17 protein-coding genes are annotated in these 16,805 nt (G+C 71.6%); 8 read left to right on the forward strand and 9 right to left on the reverse strand.

The genetic code is table 11. The features are described from left to right. Nucleotides 1-166 precede the first annotated feature (166 nt). From A1QA_RS0100780 to A1QA_RS15190, 6 genes are all read left to right on the forward strand, one after another. Nucleotides 167-1,153, forward strand: coding sequence for an ABC transporter ATP-binding protein (locus tag A1QA_RS0100780; RefSeq protein WP_017177032.1), 987 nt, complete (start codon nt 167-169; stop codon nt 1,151-1,153). Nucleotides 1,154-1,196: 43 nt separating this feature from the next. Then, nucleotides 1,197-2,045 (forward strand): hypothetical protein, encoded by an 849-nt coding sequence (locus A1QA_RS0100785; protein WP_017177033.1) that lies wholly within the window; start codon nt 1,197-1,199, stop codon nt 2,043-2,045. Further along, nucleotides 2,042-3,253 carry a sensor histidine kinase gene (locus A1QA_RS0100790; RefSeq protein ID WP_017177034.1) on the forward strand — a complete coding sequence of 404 codons (1,212 nt, stop codon included), beginning with the start codon at nt 2,042-2,044 and terminating at the stop codon, nt 3,251-3,253. Before A1QA_RS0100785 ends, A1QA_RS0100790 begins: the two co-directional genes overlap by 4 nt. After that, nucleotides 3,250-3,903, forward strand: coding sequence for a response regulator transcription factor (locus A1QA_RS0100795; protein WP_017177035.1), 654 nt, complete (start codon nt 3,250-3,252; stop codon nt 3,901-3,903). Before A1QA_RS0100790 ends, A1QA_RS0100795 begins: the two co-directional genes overlap by 4 nt. A 312-nt stretch (nt 3,904-4,215) precedes the next feature. Then, a complete protein-coding gene (locus tag A1QA_RS0100800) occupies nt 4,216-4,494 on the forward strand; it encodes a FitA-like ribbon-helix-helix domain-containing protein (protein WP_017177036.1) in 279 nt (92 codons plus the stop codon). Further along, a complete protein-coding gene (locus A1QA_RS15190; RefSeq protein WP_026048565.1) occupies nt 4,491-4,889 on the forward strand; it encodes a type II toxin-antitoxin system VapC family toxin in 399 nt (132 codons plus the stop codon). The genes A1QA_RS0100800 and A1QA_RS15190 overlap by 4 nt, the downstream gene beginning before the upstream one ends. A gap of 106 nt (nt 4,890-4,995) precedes the next feature. Here the strand turns inward: A1QA_RS15190 and ffh are convergent, their stop codons facing one another. The 6 genes from ffh to A1QA_RS0100825 form a co-directional block, all read right to left on the reverse strand. Beyond that, on the reverse strand, nt 4,996-6,726 hold the full coding sequence (gene ffh / locus A1QA_RS0100810) for a signal recognition particle protein (protein WP_017177038.1): 1,731 nt from the start codon (nt 6,724-6,726) through the stop codon (nt 4,996-4,998). 132 nt (nt 6,727-6,858) lie between these two features. Continuing rightward, nucleotides 6,859-7,728, reverse strand: coding sequence for a MerR family transcriptional regulator (locus A1QA_RS0100815; RefSeq protein WP_154652180.1), 870 nt, complete (start codon nt 7,726-7,728; stop codon nt 6,859-6,861). Between the two features lie 144 nt (nt 7,729-7,872). Beyond that, nucleotides 7,873-8,139, reverse strand: coding sequence for a hypothetical protein (locus A1QA_RS15670; protein WP_143221368.1), 267 nt, complete (start codon nt 8,137-8,139; stop codon nt 7,873-7,875). A gap of 33 nt (nt 8,140-8,172) precedes the next feature. Continuing rightward, complete coding sequence (locus A1QA_RS16105; protein WP_167320630.1) at nt 8,173-8,424, reverse strand: hypothetical protein; 252 nt, start codon at nt 8,422-8,424, stop codon at nt 8,173-8,175. A gap of 711 nt (nt 8,425-9,135) precedes the next feature. After that, entirely contained in the window at nt 9,136-9,903 is a 768-nt protein-coding gene (locus A1QA_RS0100820; RefSeq protein WP_017177040.1) for a response regulator transcription factor, read from the reverse strand. A gap of 75 nt (nt 9,904-9,978) precedes the next feature. Further along, nucleotides 9,979-11,217 carry a sensor histidine kinase gene (locus tag A1QA_RS0100825; RefSeq protein ID WP_154652181.1) on the reverse strand — a complete coding sequence of 413 codons (1,239 nt, stop codon included), beginning with the start codon at nt 11,215-11,217 and terminating at the stop codon, nt 9,979-9,981. A 151-nt stretch (nt 11,218-11,368) separates the two neighbouring features. Here A1QA_RS0100825 and A1QA_RS0100830 point away from each other — a divergent pair, with 151 nt between their 5' ends. Both A1QA_RS0100830 and A1QA_RS0100835 read left to right on the forward strand, forming a co-directional pair. Continuing rightward, a complete protein-coding gene (locus A1QA_RS0100830; protein ID WP_017177042.1) occupies nt 11,369-12,208 on the forward strand; it encodes an ABC transporter ATP-binding protein in 840 nt (279 codons plus the stop codon). Next, complete coding sequence (locus A1QA_RS0100835) at nt 12,208-13,563, forward strand: FtsX-like permease family protein (RefSeq protein WP_017177043.1); 1,356 nt, start codon at nt 12,208-12,210, stop codon at nt 13,561-13,563. Before A1QA_RS0100830 ends, A1QA_RS0100835 begins: the two co-directional genes overlap by 1 nt. A 24-nt stretch (nt 13,564-13,587) precedes the next feature. Here A1QA_RS0100835 and A1QA_RS0100840 read toward each other — a convergent pair whose 3' ends face one another. The 3 genes from A1QA_RS0100840 to A1QA_RS12920 all read right to left on the reverse strand — a co-directional run. After that, nucleotides 13,588-13,827 carry a hypothetical protein gene (locus tag A1QA_RS0100840; protein ID WP_017177044.1) on the reverse strand — a complete coding sequence of 80 codons (240 nt, stop codon included), beginning with the start codon at nt 13,825-13,827 and terminating at the stop codon, nt 13,588-13,590. A gap of 7 nt (nt 13,828-13,834) precedes the next feature. Beyond that, on the reverse strand, nt 13,835-15,031 hold the full coding sequence (ftsY, locus tag A1QA_RS0100845) for a signal recognition particle-docking protein FtsY (protein WP_017177045.1): 1,197 nt from the start codon (nt 15,029-15,031) through the stop codon (nt 13,835-13,837). 33 nt (nt 15,032-15,064) lie between these two features. Continuing rightward, a partial coding sequence (locus A1QA_RS12920; RefSeq protein WP_244266043.1) for an AAA family ATPase occupies nt 15,065-16,805 on the reverse strand: 1,741 nt, incomplete at its 5' end.

The following is a 16,805-nucleotide window of genomic DNA, read 5'->3' on the forward strand; positions in this document are numbered from 1 at the left end:
GAGACTAGCCGAGTTCCCGAAACGCGCCGTTCTCACGTCCGCTCCCCGGAGCCCTGGCGCCGCGGCGCCGGGCGACGGCGATCGCCCCGCCCGCATGACATCTGTCATCGACGGGCGGTGACAGCGCTCAGTACCCGGCGTCGGCCTCCTCCCCGAGGATGGAGCCATGACACAGAACATGCCGGGCGCCCCGAGCGCCCCGACCTCCCCTGATCCCTCGCTCGCCCCGGCCGTCGAGGTCGCCGGCCTGGTCAAGACCTTCGGGCCGGTGCGCGCCGTCGACGGCATCGACCTGCGGGTGGCCCCCGGCGAGATCGTGGCCTTCCTCGGCCCCAACGGCGCCGGCAAATCCACCGCCCTGGACGTCATCCTCGGCTTCTCCACCCCCGACGCCGGAAGCGCCCGGGTCTTCGGCCTGGCCCCCGCCCAGGCGGCCCGCGAGCTGCGCACCGGCGCGATCCTCCAGGAGGGGGGCCTCCTGCCCGACTACACGGTGCGCCAGACGATCACCGCCGTGGCCGCCATGCGCGGCGCCCGCCACGACATCCCCGCCGTCGAAGAGCTCGCCGGCATCTCCCCGATCCTGGGCAGGAAAGTCGTCAAGTGCTCCGGCGGCGAGCGGCAGCGCCTGCGCCTGGCCCTCGCGCTCCTGGGCAACCCGGATCTCATGGTGCTCGATGAGCCCACCGCCGGCATGGACGTCACGGCCCGCCGCTCCTTCTGGGCCGCGATCCGCGAGCGCGCCGCCGGGAACAAGGCGGTCCTCTTCGCCACCCACTACCTCCAGGAGGCCGCGGACTTCGCCGACCGCATCGTCATCATCAACCGGGGGCGGATCATCGCCTCGGGATCGGTGGACGATGTGCGGGCGCTGGGCGAGGGCACGGTGGTCACCGCCACCTGGCCGGGCCTGTCCGGCGTCGGTCCCCTCGATGAGGCGCTGGCCGAGGCGCGCGCCAGCCTCCAGGATGTGGCGGTGCGCGGCGAGCACGTCGAGATCCGCACCACCGCGCCCGACGACGTCGCCCGCATCCTCCTCACCCGCACTCCCTCCCACCACCTGGGGATCACCGCGCTGAGCCTCGACGATGTCTTCGCCGAGCTCGTCGAGGACGCGGCGGAACCAGGACAAGCACCGCGACGGGCCGCCTGAGCCCTGCCCCGCACGACCACCCCTCGATCCCCTGGAGACAACCATGAGCAACCCGACCACCACTCCGACACCCACCATGAGCACTGCGGCGGCTCGCGCGGCATCCACTCGCCACTCCCCCGACGAGCGCCCGAGCCTCCTGCCCTACCTGCTCACCGAGCTGCGCACGACGATCCTGCGGGCGGACACGATCATCTTCATCGTCGTCATGCCGCTGGGCATGTACCTGCTGTTCGGGACGATGACCTCCTACAGGGATATCGACGCGGGCCGGGGCAACGTCAACGCCGTCATCATGGTGACTATGGCGGCCTTCAGCGCCGCCATGGCGGCCACGAGCGTGGCCGGGAGCTCCGCCGTCGAGATGGCCGGGGGCTGGGGGCGCCAGATGGGGCTGACCCCGGGAGGGATGCGCTCCTACTACCTGGTCAAGGCCGCGGCCGCCGTCCTGCTCTCGCTCGTGCCCATCACCCTTCTCTTCGCCGCCGGGGCGATCATGGGCGCCCACTGCGACAACCCCCTCGTCTGGCTGGGCTCCTTCCTGGGCTGCCTGCTTCCGACGATCCCCTTCGCCCTGTACGGGCTGGCCATCGGCATGTGGTTCCCCTCCCAGGGCGCGGTGGGCACGGCGGCAGCCTCAGTGACGGTGTGGGCCTTCCTGGCCAACATCTTCATGCCGCTGTCCGGAACACTGTTCACGATCGCGCACGTCACACCGCTGTACGGGGCGGCGACCCTCGCCGAGCGCCCCATCATGGGCGATGTCGTCAACACCGCCACGGGCATCGTCCACGAGAACTCGTGGCTCCAGGTCGCTAACCTCGTCGCATGGACGCTCATCCTCGCCGGCATCTGCCTGGTCTCCCGCCGTCGGGGAACGAGCCGGCGATGAGAGGGCCTGCCGCGCGCGGGCCGGCAGCCCCCTCGCAGGCGCCGAACTGGCGCGATTGGCGCCGGACCTGGCCTGGCACACCGGGGTGGCTCGGCGTCGACTGGCAGTCCTCGATCTGGATCGGTTTCCTCGTCGCGACGGCCGCCTTCCTCCTGAATTCGGACGCCCCCGTGTGGATGAAGGTGCAGGGGACCTCGGCGGTGGCCGCCTTCGCCGTCGTCTACGTCATCGAGGTCAGCCTCATCGCCAAGCGCTTTGACTTCGCCCGCATCACCCCGGACTCGACGCTGCGCGAGGAGATGGCCCCCGCGATCCGCCCGCTCGTTCTCATGGGGCTCTGCGCCGTGGCGGCGACGATCGCGATCACCTGGTACTTCCCGGTGTTCCTGCCCTACTTCTGCGCGGTCGTCCTGTTCACCACGAGGCTGCGCACGGGCCTGGTGGCGACTGCGGGGATGTGCCTGATGAGCCTGCTCATCGTGCTGATCGCGGACGTGGGCGAGCCCGGGATCGTGTACATGACGCTCGGCTGCATCATGTCGTCGTGCTTCGTCGTCCTGTCCCGCTTCTATGCCGAGCAGGAGGAGCAGCGCGCCCGTCGGGCCCGGGCTGAGGCGGCGATGGCCGAGCGCGACGAGATCGGCCGGGACGTGCACGACATCCTCGGGCACTCGCTCACCGTGCTCACCCTCAAAGCAGAGGTGGCCCAGCGGCTCCTGCGCCGGGATCCCGAGGCCGCCGAGCGCGAGCTCACGGAGGTCATCGAGCTCTCGCGGGCGGCGCTGGCCGACGTGCGGGCGACCGTCACGCGCCTGCGAACCCCGGACCTGGCCAGCCAGATCGAGTCCTCGCGCACCGCCTTCGCCGCCGCCGGGATGGAGGCGGAGTTCGCCGGCTCCGCCGATGACATCGCGCTGGGGCAGCGCGAGCTGGCCTCCTGGGCCCTGCGCGAGGCGACGACGAACATCCTCCGCCACGCGGCGGCCACCCGGGTCCACGTCACGCTGTCCCCGGGGCGGATCATCGTGACGGACAATGGGCGCGGGCTGGAGGGAACCCTGCCCGGCAATGGGCTGCGGGGACTGCGCCAGCGCGTGGAGTCGGCGGGCGGCGACCTGCGCCTGACGAGCCCCGCGCCGTCGCCGTCGTCCGATTCAAGCGCGGGTGGCGCGGCTGGCCCGGGCACCGAGATGGAGGTCGTGCTGTGAGCACAGGGAGCACTGGCGCCGCTGCGCCCACGGGCGAGGGCGGCGCGATCCGCCTGCTCATCGCTGACGACCAGGCGCTGGTGCGCGGGGCGATGGCCACCCTGCTGGGCCTGGAGCCGGACCTGGAGGTGGTGGCGCAGGTGAGCACCGGCAACGAGGTGGTGGCCGCCGCCCGCGAGCACGGCGCCGATGTGGCCCTTCTGGATATCGACATGCCCGACGGTGATGGCCTGGCCGCCGCCGCTGCCCTGGCCGCCTCGGGGCTGGCCTGCCGCAGCCTCATCGTCACGACCTTCGGGCGGCCGGGGTACCTGTCCCGGGCGCTGGAGGCGGGGGCGAGCGGGTTCCTGGTCAAGGACACGCCCCCGGAGCAGTTGGCGGACGCGATCCGCCGCATCCACTCCGGCCTGCGGGTGATCGACCCGACCCTGGCCCAGGAGTCGGTGCTGCTGGGCCCCAATCCGCTCACGGAGCGGGAGAAGGAGGTGCTGCGCCTGGCGGCCCGGGGCGACGACGCCCATGGGATCGCGGCGGGGCTGCACCTGGGCGAGGGGACGGTGCGCAACTACCTGTCCAGCGCCATCGCCAAGACCCACGCCCGCAATCGCACCGAGGCCGCCCGCACCGCCGAGCGCAACGGCTGGCTGTAGGGCCTGGGCGGACCGAAGATCCGGCTCAGGGAGTCAGGCCCCAAACGCTCGACGGTCGGCACACTCAGCGTGGACAGGGGCGCGATGTCAATTCTGCTGCCGTCGAGCGGTCCCCCCAGGATGGCGGAGATGACGATCGTTGGAACCCCAACGCTTCCTCCTGCGATCTCTCCGCACCCATTCCTCGACGGCAGCAGAATTGACAGGCCTGCCTCCGCACACAGCAGTGGCCAGCGCCAGCCCCTGGCTGAGCCTCAGCCCGGAGGCCTCTACTCCACCACGCCCACCCTGAAGTGCATGTAAAATGCATGCATGGTTGCTCTTCAGATCCGCAATGTCCCCGACGACGTCCGCGACGCGCTCGCCGAGCGGGCGAGGAGCCGCGGGGAGTCGCTGCAGGCCTACCTCCTCGAGATGGTGACCCGGGAGGCGGGTTGGAATCGCAACGTTGAGATCCTTGAGAGGATCTCCAGGCGTCTCACGGACTCACAGCAGCCGTCCCCGAGCACGGAGGACATCCTTGAGAGCATCGACCTCGCGCGCCAAGAGCGCGATGCCCGGCTGCTCCAGCAGTCGGGGGAACAGGCATGATCGTCGTCGATTGCTCAGCGCTTGTGCATGCGCTCGCCCACCTCGGTGACGCGGGTAGAGATGCGCGTAGCCGCCTCACTGATGACCCGCATTGGATCGCTCCCGACATCCTGACCCTCGAGGTCGTCTCTTCCCTGCGAGGCCAAGCGCTCGGACGCAAACTCACTGAGGAGACCGCGTTGAGCGCGCTGGCCGAGTTCAGGGCGATGGACATCAGCACCTATCCCACCCGCCCCCTCATCGGCCGGATCTGGGAGCTGCGGGACAACCTGAGCGTCTACGACGCCGCTTACGTGGCCCTCGCGGAGGCGGAGGACTGCGCCCTGGTCACCCGCGACGCGCGCATCGCCAAGGCCCCGGGAACCCGGTGCCGGATCGAGGTCCTCGGCGCCTGAGACCCGGGCCCCACCGTCGAGTTCGTCGCTTTGATGCCGAGTTCGTACCATTACCCGTCGAAGTCGGCGTCAAAGGTACGAACTCGATGACCGCAAGGAGCGCGGTTCAGAGACCGAGGCGGCGGCGCAGGTCCTCGGGGAGGGCGGCCATGGCGTCGGCGACGTCGTCGCCGCTGGAGGCCGCCTGCTGCGGCTGCGCGGGCGCCTGGGCCGGAACGGCCTGCTGGCCCGGCATGATGCCGTAGCCACCGGCGGCACTGCCCGTCCCACCCGCAGCGCCGCTCGCGCCCCCGGCTGGCGCAGAGCCCAGCCCGAATGAGGAGCCGGCCACCGGCGCCGCGGGCGCCTCCTGGGCTCCCTGCCCGGCCTGCTTGGCCTGGCGCGCTGCCTTGGCGGGGTTGCCGGAGCGGCCCTTCTTGCCGCCCTTGCCCTTCTTCTTGGCCTTGGGGGCCTGGCGGGCCTTGGAGTGCTTGCCCGTGGACGGCAGCGAGCCCATGCCGGGCATGCCGCCGCCAGCGCCACCTATGCCGCCCATGCCGCCGGAGGCCATGGCCTCCATCATCTTCTTGGCCTGCTCGAAGCGGTCGACGAGCTCGTTGACCGCCTGGACGGTGGTGCCCGATCCCTTGGCGATGCGGTTGCGGCGCGAGCCGTTGAGGATCGTGAGGTCCTTGCGCTCCGCGGGCGTCATGGAGCAGACGATCGCCTCGATGCGGTCCACCTCGCGGTCGTCGAAGGCCTCGATGGCCTCGCGCATCTGCCCCATGCCGGGCATCATGCCCAGCAGCTTCTTCATCGAGCCGAGCTTGCGGATCTGGCGCAGCTGGGAGAGGAAGTCGTCGAGCGTGAACTCGCCCTTGGCGAGCTTGGCGGCGGCATCCTCGGCCTCCTTGGCGTCGAGGGTCTTCTCCGCCTGCTCGATGAGGGTGAGCAGGTCGCCCATGTCGAGGATGCGGCTGGCCATGCGGTCGGCGTGAAAGCGCTCGAAGTCGTCCAGGCCCTCGCCGGTTGAGGAGAACAGGACGGGCGCGCCGGTCACGCCGCGCACGGACAGGGCCGCGCCGCCTCGGGCGTCGCCGTCGAGCTTGGACAGGACGACGCCGGTGAAGCCCACGCCGTCGCGGAAGGCCACTGAGGTGTTGACGGCGTCCTGGCCGACCATCGCGTCCAGGACGAAGAGGATCTCGTGGGGGGCGACGGCGTCGCGGATGCGGATCGCCTGATCCATCATCTCCGCGTCCACGCCCAGGCGGCCAGCGGTGTCGACCACGACGACGTCGTAGCCCTTGGCGCGGGCCTGCTCCACGCCGCTGCGGGCCACCTGGACCGGGTCGCCAATGCCGTTGCCCGGCTCGGGAGCCCAGATGTCCACGCCCGCGCGCTCGGCGACGACGCCCAGCTGGGTGACGGCATTGGGGCGCTGGAGGTCGGAGGCGACGAGGAGGACCCGCTTGCCGTCGTCCTTGAGCCAGCGGCCGAGCTTCCCGGCCAGCGTCGTCTTACCGGCGCCCTGGAGGCCGGCGAGCATGATGATCGTGGGGCCGCGATCCGCCCAGTTGATCTCGCGGGTCTCGCCGCCCAGGACCTCGATGAGCTCGTCGTTGACGATCTTGATGACCTGCTGGGCCGGGTTGAGCGCCTGGGAGCGGGCGGCGTCGACGGCCTTCTCGCGCACGGCGGCGGTGAAGGCGCGCACCACCGGCAGGGCGACGTCGGCCTCGAGGAGGGCGCGGCGGATCTCGGTGACGGTCGCCTCGACGTCGGCCTCAGTCAGGCGGCCCTTGCCGCGCAGCGAGTTGAAGGAGGCGGTGAGCCGGTCGGAGAGGTTGCCGAACACGGGGGTCCTTCCTGGGGCGCGGGCGCGCCGGTCGGGGGTGCGGGGCCCGGGCGGCGTGGGACCGCCCGGGCATCGCGCGTTGCTGCCGCCCAGGATAGCGGCACGGGCAAGCGCTCTCCCCCACCCCGCGCATCACTCCCAGGTGACGGACTGCGGGTCCACCCCCTGGGCGAGAGCGGAGGCGTCGATGATCTCCTTGAGCCAGGCGGCCAGGCCCTTCTCCTTGGCGTCGTAGTAGTCGGTGAAGCGCTGGTCGGCGACGTAGCCGCGGGCGATGAGCACCTGCTTGGGCACGGTCACCTCGAACCAGCGGTTCAAGTCCGCCCTGTGGCGCTCGGCCAGCGCGTTGGCCTCCTCGCTTCCGGGGGCAACGCCGCGGCGCAGGGCATCGGCGAGATCGGTCTCCAACTGCTCTGTCTCGGCGGCCGCCCGCTGCCAGTCCCGGGGCGTCATGGCGGCCTTGCGGCGCTCGGACTCGGCCCAGTCGTCGGTATCGCCCCAGCGCTCCTCGGCCTCGGCCGCGTACTCCTCTGTCCACTGGCCGCCCCAGGCCTCGGCCCGCTCGGCCCCGCTCATGTGGTTGCCCATGGTCTCTGCCTCCATCATGGTGTCGATGACGCGGACCATCCGCGTCAGGCGAGAGACCCTCTCGGTCAACAGGCGCCGCTGCTGCACCAGGTGCTCGATCGCCGTCGTCGGGGCGGCGTCGAGCAGCTCGCCGATCGCGGACAGGCTCATACCGGTCTCGCGGTAGACGAAAATCTGCTGGGCGCGGTCGATGTCGGCGTCGCTGTAGAGGCGGTAGCCGGACCAGCTGCGCCCCGAGGGGGTGAGCAGGCCGATCGCGTCCCAGTGATGGAGCGCGCGCACGCTCACGCCCAGCAGCCGCGCGGCGGCGCCGACCGTGCGGTCGCTCTCTCGCGCGGGGGCCTCGGCAGGGGCGGGGGCCGGTGCCGGGGCGCTGGGGTGGGGCGCGTCGTTCATGCCCTGAGGATCTCTCATGCGACGCAGCCTGTCGCCTCACGCCGCGTGAGGGTCAAGGATGCGGCCGAGTCCGGGCCCTGTCCCTCCGATCCCCGCCCGGGCCCGGACCTCACCAGGACTTCGCCGGCCCCCTGCTGACCACAAGAGACAAAATGGCGCAGGTCAGAAAATTCCAGTGAAGTCGAGCAAGAATAGCGACACCATTAGAAAGACGGCCGCCACGGCCGCAACGGCAATCAATCTCCAGCCAAGGGCCTTCTGACCGGAAGACGATTTGCCGGCCAATGAGCGGGACAGAAATTCCGCTTCCAGGATTAGAATCAGAAACGCGGCCCCCCAAGCCCACCAGGGAATACCTCGACTGAACATCGATGCAACCCCAAGAATACAGGCCACAATAAGAAAATTATTGCCACGACTGACGCGCATTAACACATTCCCCCGTGAAGCCAATATCAATCGTCAGCAGGAAATCGCAGTGACCAGCGCACCGCCAGCAGCTTCGCAAGCAGCGGCCGTAGCAGCGCCAGCGATCGGAGTGGCAACACCGCTCGCGCCCGCCGATGCTGGAAGACACACAAGCCCTCCCCAGGCGATATTGAAAGCCCAACCAATCCATTTCGGCATGCAGTACCCTTGAGGAAGATCAGGCGAAACGAACGATGCTCCCTCTTCTCGAATCATCTGAGTAGATTCATCGAAGTAGAATGTCATTCCGGAATCTGGAGAAGTTATGTCAATCCTCGCTACAATCAGTCCGGCCGAGTCGGTCCACGTGACAGCATCACCTTCAATTGAGATTTCATCCCCTTCAACCATATTCAATTTAAGACCTTGCCCCTGCACGGGAACTGCGGAACGCTGAGCACCGGTCCGAGGATCTACTGCAACTTGATCCTGAGACGCAAGAACCTACTGATCTCTTTCTCGGACTACCGCACCTGCGGGAGCACCGATCGATGCGCACAGCACAGTGGCGGCAATCACGAGCATGATCGACTTCACTGTCGTTTTCATAATGCACTCATCTCCCTTAGTGGCGCGCGCATACATGGCTTGAAGATCAAGCGCCCTTGATCCGATCCCCAAGCGGCAAAATCGTAATACTGCTGGTCAAAGGATGTCAAGAGGTCGACTGGACTCATCTTGGACGCCCGCACAGAACTGCGCCTCACATGAATACGCGCTCGGCGTCGATGGACTCGGCCTTGCACAGATCGTTGACCGTCTCGGTCATCGCTTTGTCGTAGCTGTATCCACGGCCCCAACCGGGGCGCGGGGATAGCGGGAAACGCCCAGCCAACGATCCGGCGGGTGAAGACATCGGCGATGAATACAGTGCGACAGAACCCGGTCCGCGCGCAGGAAGGGGCAGCCTCCCACTCGCGGAGTTGAGGGCCTCGGAGCCGGCCGCTCGGCCGTCTTTCACGCGGTGGCCCGCAACCAGGCGAGGACGGCGCGCACGCGCCGGTTCTCCTCCTCGGGCGGCAGATCGAGCTTGGCGAGGATATGCGCCACGTGCTTGGCCACCGCACCGTCGGAGACCACGAGCCGGGCGGCAATCTGGCTGTTGGACAGGCCCTCAGCCATGAGGGCCAGGACCTCCCGCTCGCGCTCCGTCAGGCGGTCGACGGCGCCCTCCGGCGCGGGCCCGGTGCTCCCCGCAGTGCCCCGGGCCGTTCCCGCTGGCGACGACGGCGCGGGGCCAGCCCCGCCAGCACTCGCCGCCGCCCCACTGGCAGGGGCCGCCGTCGTGCGGGCGAGGAGGCCGGCCACGACCTCCGGATCCACGACCACTCCCCCGCTGACGACGACCTGGAGGGAGCGCATGAAGTCCTCAACGCGCCCCACCCGCTCCTTGAGGAGGTAGCCGACCCCGCCGGACTCCTCGGCGAGGAGGTCGCGCACGTACTCGCCAGCCGTGTAGGCGGACAGGACGACGACGGGCAGCCCCGGGTGGGCCCCGCGCAGGGCGACGGCGGCCTTGAGCCCGTCGTCGGCATTGCCCGGGGGCATGCGCACATCGGTGATGACGGCGTCGGGAAGCTCGCCGCGCGAGGCCAGGGACTCGACGGCGTCCAGGAGCCCGGGCGCGTCATCGGCCTGGGCGACGACCTCGTGCCCGGCGTCGGCCAGGAGCGCGGCCAGTCCCTCGCGCAGGAGGGCGGCGTCGTCGGCCAGAACGATCCTCATAGGGGTGATTGTGCACGAAAGGCCCGCGGCGCTCACCGGGGCCCCGCCGCCGGGCCTCCGGATGTCCCGTCCGCCTCACCAGGGAGGCGCGGCCGGGGCGCTCAAGTGGAGGGTCGTGCCCCGTCCGGGCGGGGAGTCGATGACCAGCTCGCCGCCGACGGTCGCCATCCGCTGGGCGATGCCCGCCAGGCCCGTGCTGCCGCTGCCGGCCTCCTCGATGCGGGCGCCGCCGACGCCGTCGTCCTCGACGCTGGCCTCCACGCCCGCGGCGGAGCAGACCATCGCGACTCGCGCGCGCCCGACTCCGGCGTGGCGGGCGACGTTCGTCAGGGCCTCGCTGATCGCGAAGTAGACGGCGGTGGCCACGGGCGGCGTGATCGCCGAGTCGTCCCCGCTGATCGACACCCCCGGCTCCAGGCTGGAGCCCGCGCACAGCTCGCGGACGGCGGCGGCCAGGCCCCGGTCGGTGAGCACGGCGGGGCGCACGGCGCGCACGGTCGCCCGCAGCGAGGCGAGGGCGGCCTCGGACTGCTCCTGCGCGCGGTCCACGCGGGTGAGGATAGCGTCGCGCGCTCCCTCGTCCTCCAGGCGGGCGGCGGCGAGCCGCACCGAGCCGAGGGTCATGGCCAGGGCGCTCAGGTGCTGCTGGGCGCCGTCGTGCAGGTCGCGCTCGATGCGGCTGCGCTCGGCCTCGAAGGCGTCCACGAGCGTGGCCCGCCCTCGCGTGAGATCTCCGACCTGCGCGTCGAGCTCCTTGGCTCTCTCGGCGACGGCGTCGCGGCCAAGGATCTCTGTGACCACGAGGCGCAGCCGGCCGATGCCCGCGAGGACCGCCAGGCAGATCGCGGCAAGGAGGAGGCTCGCGGGGATCGCCCACCAGGCGTCGATCGGGCGGGTGGCCGTCCCCACCCCGAAGCCCACGGGGTGCTCCTCGGAGACGATCCACGGGACGCCGGCCGCGATGACGACGAGGACTCCCCCGATGACCGTCACGAACATGGAGGCCAGGCCGAGGACGAGGGAGGCGGCGGCCAGCGGGAGGTCCTGGCGCCAGAAGGCCGCGGTGACGATCCGTGAGGAGCACCAGCGCGTCACCGGCTCGCCGTCCTCGCGGCCGGAGGGGGCGCTGGCGCCGAGGCGGCGGGCGGCCCAGCGCTCGGCCTCGGCCAGGGCTGGGATCGTCAGGTGCGCCAGGAAGAACCCGATGGACACGATCATGAGGACCGGCAGCCATGCGACGGCATGGACGAGCTCGGCGAGCACGATCATCGGCCAGCGGCGCCCCGGGGCGCTCGGGCGTGTCCTCGTCATCATGGCCCGGACGCTACCCGCGCGCTTGCCCGCAGTCATTGGCGCCAGCACCACCCTTGCGCATCCACCTGGCTCCACCAGGGGTGGGGACAGGAGCGCGAGTTGGGGCCTGGGCGCCAATGACCCTGGCGCTTGCCTGGGCTGCAATCGAGGCATGAAACCTCTCCATCGCTCGCCCCGCCGCGGCCCCGCCGACGGCGCCCCTGCTCCGACCGTCCCCGCCTCGCCCACGCAGCCGCCCTCGGCGATCTCGGTGCGCGCCCTCAGGCGCGACTACGAGGTCCCGGGGCGCGCCTCAGCCGCCATCCGAGCCCTGGCCGGGGTGGACCTCGACCTTCCGGCATCGTCCTTCAGCGCGATCGTCGGGGCCTCGGGCTGCGGCAAGTCGACGCTCCTGCACATCATCGCGGGCCTGGACCGCCCCACATCCGGCAGCGTCGCCCTGCTGGGGACGGCGACGACGTCGCTGCGCCCCAGCGCGCTCGCCGCGTTCCGGGCGGCGCACGTGGGAGTGGTCTTCCAGGAGGACAACCTCGTCTCCTCCCTGTCCGCCAAGGACAATGTGGCGCTGCCGGGGCGCCTGCGCCACCGCCCGCTGCCGCGCGGCGCGGCTCGGGCGGCCCTGGAGCGCGTCGGGCTCGGCGCCCAGGCGGGCTCCCTGCCCGAGCGCCTCAGCGGCGGTGAGCGCCAGCGGGTGGCGATCGCCCGGGTCCTCGCCTCCCGGCCCGCCATCGTCCTGGCCGATGAGCCGACGGCCGCGCTCGACGTCGTCTCGGCGCGGGTCGTCCTGGACTGGTTCGCCCAGATCGCCGCCGAGGGCGCCTGCGTCCTCATGGTCACGCACGATCCCGCCGCGGCCGCACGTGCCCAACGGGTCGTCGTCATGGACGGCGGGCACGTCGTCGAGATGGTTCCCGGGGGCGATGCGGCGGCGGTCTCGCAGGCGCTCCTGCGCGCCCGGGACGCTGGGGCCGGTGAGGGGAGGGCCGCCTGATGCTGCGACTGGCATGGAGCGATCTGCGCCGCAGCGCGGGCCAGTGGGTCTGGGCGCTCGTCATCGTCGCCGTGGCGGGCGCCTGCTCGGGCGCCCAGATGATGATCACGCGTGGGGCGCTGGCGGCCGCGCATGCCGCGGGTGACGAGAGCATGGTCGAGGGCGCGAGGGTCTTCCAGGGCTGGACGCTCACGGCCGTGTCCCTGTCCGCCATCACCATCCTCGTCATCGTGGCCTCGCTCGTGGTGCGCCAGCGCGAGCGGGCTCATGGGCTGTGGCGGGCCCTGGGGATGAGGCCGCGAGCCCTGCGAGCGATCCTGCTCGGGCAGCTGGCGGTGGTCGGCGCGCTTGGCGCGCTGGTGGGGCAGCTGGGCGCCTACCCCCTGGCGCGCCTCCTGCGCCCGATGCTCGTGGAGCAGCGCATGGTCCTGCCCGACGCCGGTCTGGCGCCGAGCGCCTCCGATCTGCCCGTGCTCGTGGGACTCGCGGTCGCGGTGAGTGTCCTCGGGGGCCTGGGCGCCACCCGCCGCTCGGTGGGGGCGCAGGTGGTGAGCCTTCTTCGGGGGCTCGATGAGCGGCGCGAGCGGCGCTGGCGCCTGGGACGCGCGGTCCTCAGGGGGATCTGCGTGCTGGGGTGCCTGATAGGGCTGGTGGCCGCCGCCGTGGCCGCAGCTGGCGCGGAGCCGGGCACCGAGAAGGCCATCGGCACGGTCGTCAGCGGCGCTTTCGCGGCGCTGGGGGCGGTGCTCCTGGCGGCCCCGTGGCTCGTGCCGGTCATCGAGCGCGCATGGACGGCGCTCGTCCCGGCCCGCTCCCCTGCCTGGTTCCTGGCGCGGCGCGCGGCTGCGCACCAAGCGGGCCGCTCGGCGGCGACTGTCATCCCGTTCACGGTGGCGAGTGGCCTGGTCGGCATGTTCTACCCGATGAGGATCTTCGGGGCCAGCGGCGTGACGCCCACGGGGCTGTTCTCCATGTTCGGCCCGGCGCTCATCGTGGCCTGGGCCGGCGGGGTGGCGGTGATCGCGATGGGGGCGGCCCGGCGGCGTCGCGATGCCGCGCTGCTCGTGGCGGCGGGCTCCCGGAACCGGCAGGTCCGCGCGGCCCAGGTGCTGGAGGGGGTGATCCACGCTGTGACGACGACGCTGCTCGGCGCCATCACTGCCGTCGCGGTCCAGGTCATCGGCTACATCGCCTGGAATGGGACCGTGCCGGCGCTCCGAGTGGCGCGGGGTGGCCCGTGGTTGGAGCTCGGCGCGCTGGGAGGGACGACGCTGCTGGTCATCGCTCTCGCCGTCGTCGCCTCATCAGCGCTGCTGGGCCGCTCAGCGGTGGAGACCCTGCGCGCCCGGGACTGAAAGGCCCCGCGCTCGCGTCCGCCCTCAGGCGAGGTACCTCTCCAGGGCCTCTTTCACGAGGTCTTCTGGGGAGCAGGAGCGCCGGACCGCCTGCTCGCGGACCTTCTTGGCGATATCGGCAGGCACGACAAGCGCCGTCGCGGCGTGAGGATTGGGCATCCATGGCAGATCGGAGAGGTCATAGCCAGCCTCTGCCTCCTCGACGTAGCGGGCCAGCTCCGCCGTGTCGACCCCGGGCACGGAGTCACTGATCGTGTAACTCATCGTCTCGTCAGGCGAGGAGGGCGTCGACGAAGCCCTCGGGGTCGAAGGGGGCGAGGTCGTCGGCGCCCTCGCCCAGGCCGACGAGCTTGACGGGCACGCCGAGCTCGCGCTGGACAGTGACGACGATGCCGCCCTTGGCGGTGCCGTCGAGCTTGGTGAGCACGATGCCGGTCACGCCCACCGCCTCGGAGAAGACCTGTGCCTGGCGCATGCCGTTCTGGCCGGTGGTGGCGTCCAGGACGAGGAGAATCTCGCCGACGGGAGCGATCTTGCCCATGACGCGCTTGATCTTGCCGAGCTCGTCCATGAGGCCGGCCTTGTTCTGGAGGCGCCCGGCGGTGTCGACGAGGACGACGTCGGCGCCCTGATCGGCGGCCTTGCGCACAGCGTCGAAGGCGACGGAGGCGGGGTCAGCGCCCTCGCGCTCGGAGCGGACGACGTCGACGCCGACCCTCTCGCCCCATGTGGCGAGCTGCTCGGCGGCGGCGGCGCGGAAGGTGTCGGCGGCGCCCATGACGACGGTCTTGTCCTGGGCGACGAGGACGCGGGCGAGCTTGCCGCAGGTGGTCGTCTTACCGGTGCCGTTGACGCCGACCATGAGGATCGCGGCGGCGGGCTCGGTGCCCGCGGGGAGGTCGGCGTTCTCGGTGAGGGCGGGGCGGGCGAGGTTGAGGGAGCGGTCCATAGTGGGGTCGACGAGCTCGAGGAGCCCGGAGCGCAGGACGCCGCGGATCGCCTCGGGGTCGGAGGTCCCGAGGACCTTGGCCTGGGTGCGCAGCCCGTCCATGAGCTCCATGGTGACCTCGACGCCGAGGTCGGAGGTGAGCAGGGTGTCCTCGATCTCCTCCCAGTCGGACTCGGAGAGGTCTCCGCGCGAGAGGACGGACAGGATGGCCTTTCCGAAGCCGCCGGAGCCGGCGAGGCGGGCGCGCAGCCGCTGCATGCGCCCGGGGATGGACTCGGGCCGCTCCAGGGTGGCGACGGCGGGGGTCTCGGGAGCCTCGGCGGCCTCGCCGGGGGCGCTGGGCTCCTCCCCCGGCTCCTCGGGGCTGGCCGAGGGCAGGGCCTCCTCGGGCTCCAGGGGCTTGTGGGCGCTGACCTCGGGGGGCACCCGGCCGCGGCGACGGCGGCCGGAGACGAGCCAAAGACCTCCCGCCAGGGCGAGGACGGCGAGGACGGCAATCACGATGAGCATCGGGTCCATGCCCCCATCATGCCCGATGCCGGGCCGGCCGCGTCAGCCCCCGGCGCCCGCGTCGCCGCCTTGGACCCGGTCCCGTGCGAGGCGCTGGGAGACGGCTTGGGTGACGCCGTCGCGCATGGTGATGCCGTAAAGAGCGTCGGCGACCTCCATGGTGCGCTTCTGGTGGGTGATGATGATGAGCTGGCTGGACTCGCGCAGCTCGGTGAAGATCTCCAGCAGGCGCCCCAGATTCGTGTCGTCGAGCGCCGCCTCCACCTCATCCATGACATAGAAGGGCGAGGGGCGCGCCTTGAAAATCGCGATGAGGAGCGCCACCGCCGCCAATGACCTCTCCCCGCCCGAGAGCAGGGACAGGCGCTTGACCTTCTTGCCCGCGGGCCTCGCCTCGATCTCAATACCGGTGGAGAGCATGTCGCCCGGGTCGGTGAGCACGAGGCGGCCCTCACCGCCGGGGAAAAGGCGGTCGAACACGGACTCGAACTCGCGAGCCGTGTCCTGGAAGGCGGAGGTGAAGACCTCCTGCACGCGCGCGTCGATCTCCTCGACAATCCCCAGAAGGTCCGCGCGCGAGCGCTTGAGGTCGGCCAACTGCTCGGCGAGGAAGCGGTGGCGCTGCTGCAGGGCGGCGTGCTCCTCAAAGGCCAGGGGGTTGACCTTGCCCAGGCGGGCGAGATCACGCTTGGCCTTGGTAAGCCGCTTCTCCTGCTCGGCCCGCACATACGGCCGCCCCGGGCGAGGCACCTGAGGCTCGGCGCTCTCCTTCTCGCCCTGCTCGGCAGGCTCCTCCCCCGCCTCAGACGCCTCAGATGCCTCAGACGGCTCAGTCTCAGACGCTCCCGCCGCCGGATCGGCGTCGTCCTCCATGATCTCGAGGACGGGCATATGCGGCCCGAACTCCTCCACCAGGGGGTCGAGCTCAAGCCCGAGCTCGGTCAGCGCCCGCTCGGCCAGGGCCTCCAGACGAGTGCGGTGCTCGGCGCGGGCGATCTCCTCGCGGTAGGCGGCGTCCGTGAGGGCGGAGATCTCCTTGGTGAGGCGGTCGATCTCATCGCGCACCTCCCTCGTGGCCTCCAGAGACTCGGCGCGCTCAGTCTCGACGGCGGCGCGCCGCTCCGCCGCCTCAGCGGCCCACTCACGGCCCACCTCGGCGGCCTGTCGGGCCTCATCGCGCACCCGCTGGGCGACGAGCAGCTGGCGGGCACGGCGCTCCTGGGCGCGCTCGGCGGCCGCCCGGGACTCGCGCTCACGGCGGGCGGCCTGGCGCAGGGAATCGGAGCGGCCCCGCCCGGAGCGCTCGCGCTCCTCGGCGGTGCGCAGAGCCAGGCGGGCCTCCGTCTCCGCAGCGCGGGCGACGGTGGCGGCCTCAGCGGCCTCGTCGCGGCGGGCGCGAGCCGCGTCGATGGCGGCCTCCGCGTCCACCGGTGCGCCATTCTCAGTGCTCCCGACGCCGTCGGGGACTCCCGGCGTGGACCCCTCCTCAATCTCGGCCAGGGCGGCGGAGGCTGCGGCGAGCTCGGCGGTGCGCTGGGCGGTCTCCTCGTCGGCGCGCTCCAGGACGCGCCGGGCACGGCCCGCCTCCTCTGTGGCGGCGTGGGCTGCGGAGGCCAGGCGGGCGAGGGCCTCGGCCTCGCGGGCGGCCTCGGCGTCGGCGCGGCGCAGTTGCTCCAGGGCGGCGGTGAGGTCGTGGCGGCAGGCGTCCTCGGCCTGGCGGGCCTCGGCCAGGGCCGCCTCCGCCGTCTCCTGGGCCTCGCGGGCGGCCTCGGCGCGGCTGGCG

It is taken from the genome of Actinomyces timonensis DSM 23838 (genome assembly GCF_000295095.1).
GTDB lineage: Bacteria > Actinomycetota > Actinomycetes > Actinomycetales > Actinomycetaceae > Actinomyces > Actinomyces timonensis.

Bases quoted from the DNA above. Each gene is read 5' to 3' on its own strand.
- A1QA_RS0100780 (WP_017177032.1), top strand. From the start codon at position 167: ATGACACAGAACATGCCGGGCGCCCCGAGCGCCCCGACCTCCCCTGAT.
- A1QA_RS0100785 (WP_017177033.1), top strand. From the start codon at position 1,197: ATGAGCAACCCGACCACCACTCCGACACCCACCATGAGCACTGCGGCG.
- A1QA_RS0100790 (WP_017177034.1), top strand. From the start codon at position 2,042: ATGAGAGGGCCTGCCGCGCGCGGGCCGGCAGCCCCCTCGCAGGCGCCG.
- A1QA_RS0100800 (WP_017177036.1), top strand. From the start codon at position 4,216: ATGGTTGCTCTTCAGATCCGCAATGTCCCCGACGACGTCCGCGACGCG.
- A1QA_RS15190 (WP_026048565.1), top strand. From the start codon at position 4,491: ATGATCGTCGTCGATTGCTCAGCGCTTGTGCATGCGCTCGCCCACCTC.
- A1QA_RS0100815 (WP_154652180.1), bottom strand. From the start codon at position 7,728: ATGAGAGATCCTCAGGGCATGAACGACGCGCCCCACCCCAGCGCCCCG.
- A1QA_RS15670 (WP_143221368.1), bottom strand. From the start codon at position 8,139: ATGCGCGTCAGTCGTGGCAATAATTTTCTTATTGTGGCCTGTATTCTT.
- A1QA_RS16105 (WP_167320630.1), bottom strand. From the start codon at position 8,424: ATGACATTCTACTTCGATGAATCTACTCAGATGATTCGAGAAGAGGGA.
- A1QA_RS0100820 (WP_017177040.1), bottom strand. From the start codon at position 9,903: ATGAGGATCGTTCTGGCCGACGACGCCGCCCTCCTGCGCGAGGGACTG.
- A1QA_RS0100825 (WP_154652181.1), bottom strand. From the start codon at position 11,217: ATGATGACGAGGACACGCCCGAGCGCCCCGGGGCGCCGCTGGCCGATG.
- A1QA_RS0100830 (WP_017177042.1), top strand. From the start codon at position 11,369: ATGAAACCTCTCCATCGCTCGCCCCGCCGCGGCCCCGCCGACGGCGCC.
- A1QA_RS0100835 (WP_017177043.1), top strand. From the start codon at position 12,208: ATGCTGCGACTGGCATGGAGCGATCTGCGCCGCAGCGCGGGCCAGTGG.
- A1QA_RS0100840 (WP_017177044.1), bottom strand. From the start codon at position 13,827: ATGAGTTACACGATCAGTGACTCCGTGCCCGGGGTCGACACGGCGGAG.
- ftsY (WP_017177045.1), bottom strand. From the start codon at position 15,031: ATGGACCCGATGCTCATCGTGATTGCCGTCCTCGCCGTCCTCGCCCTG.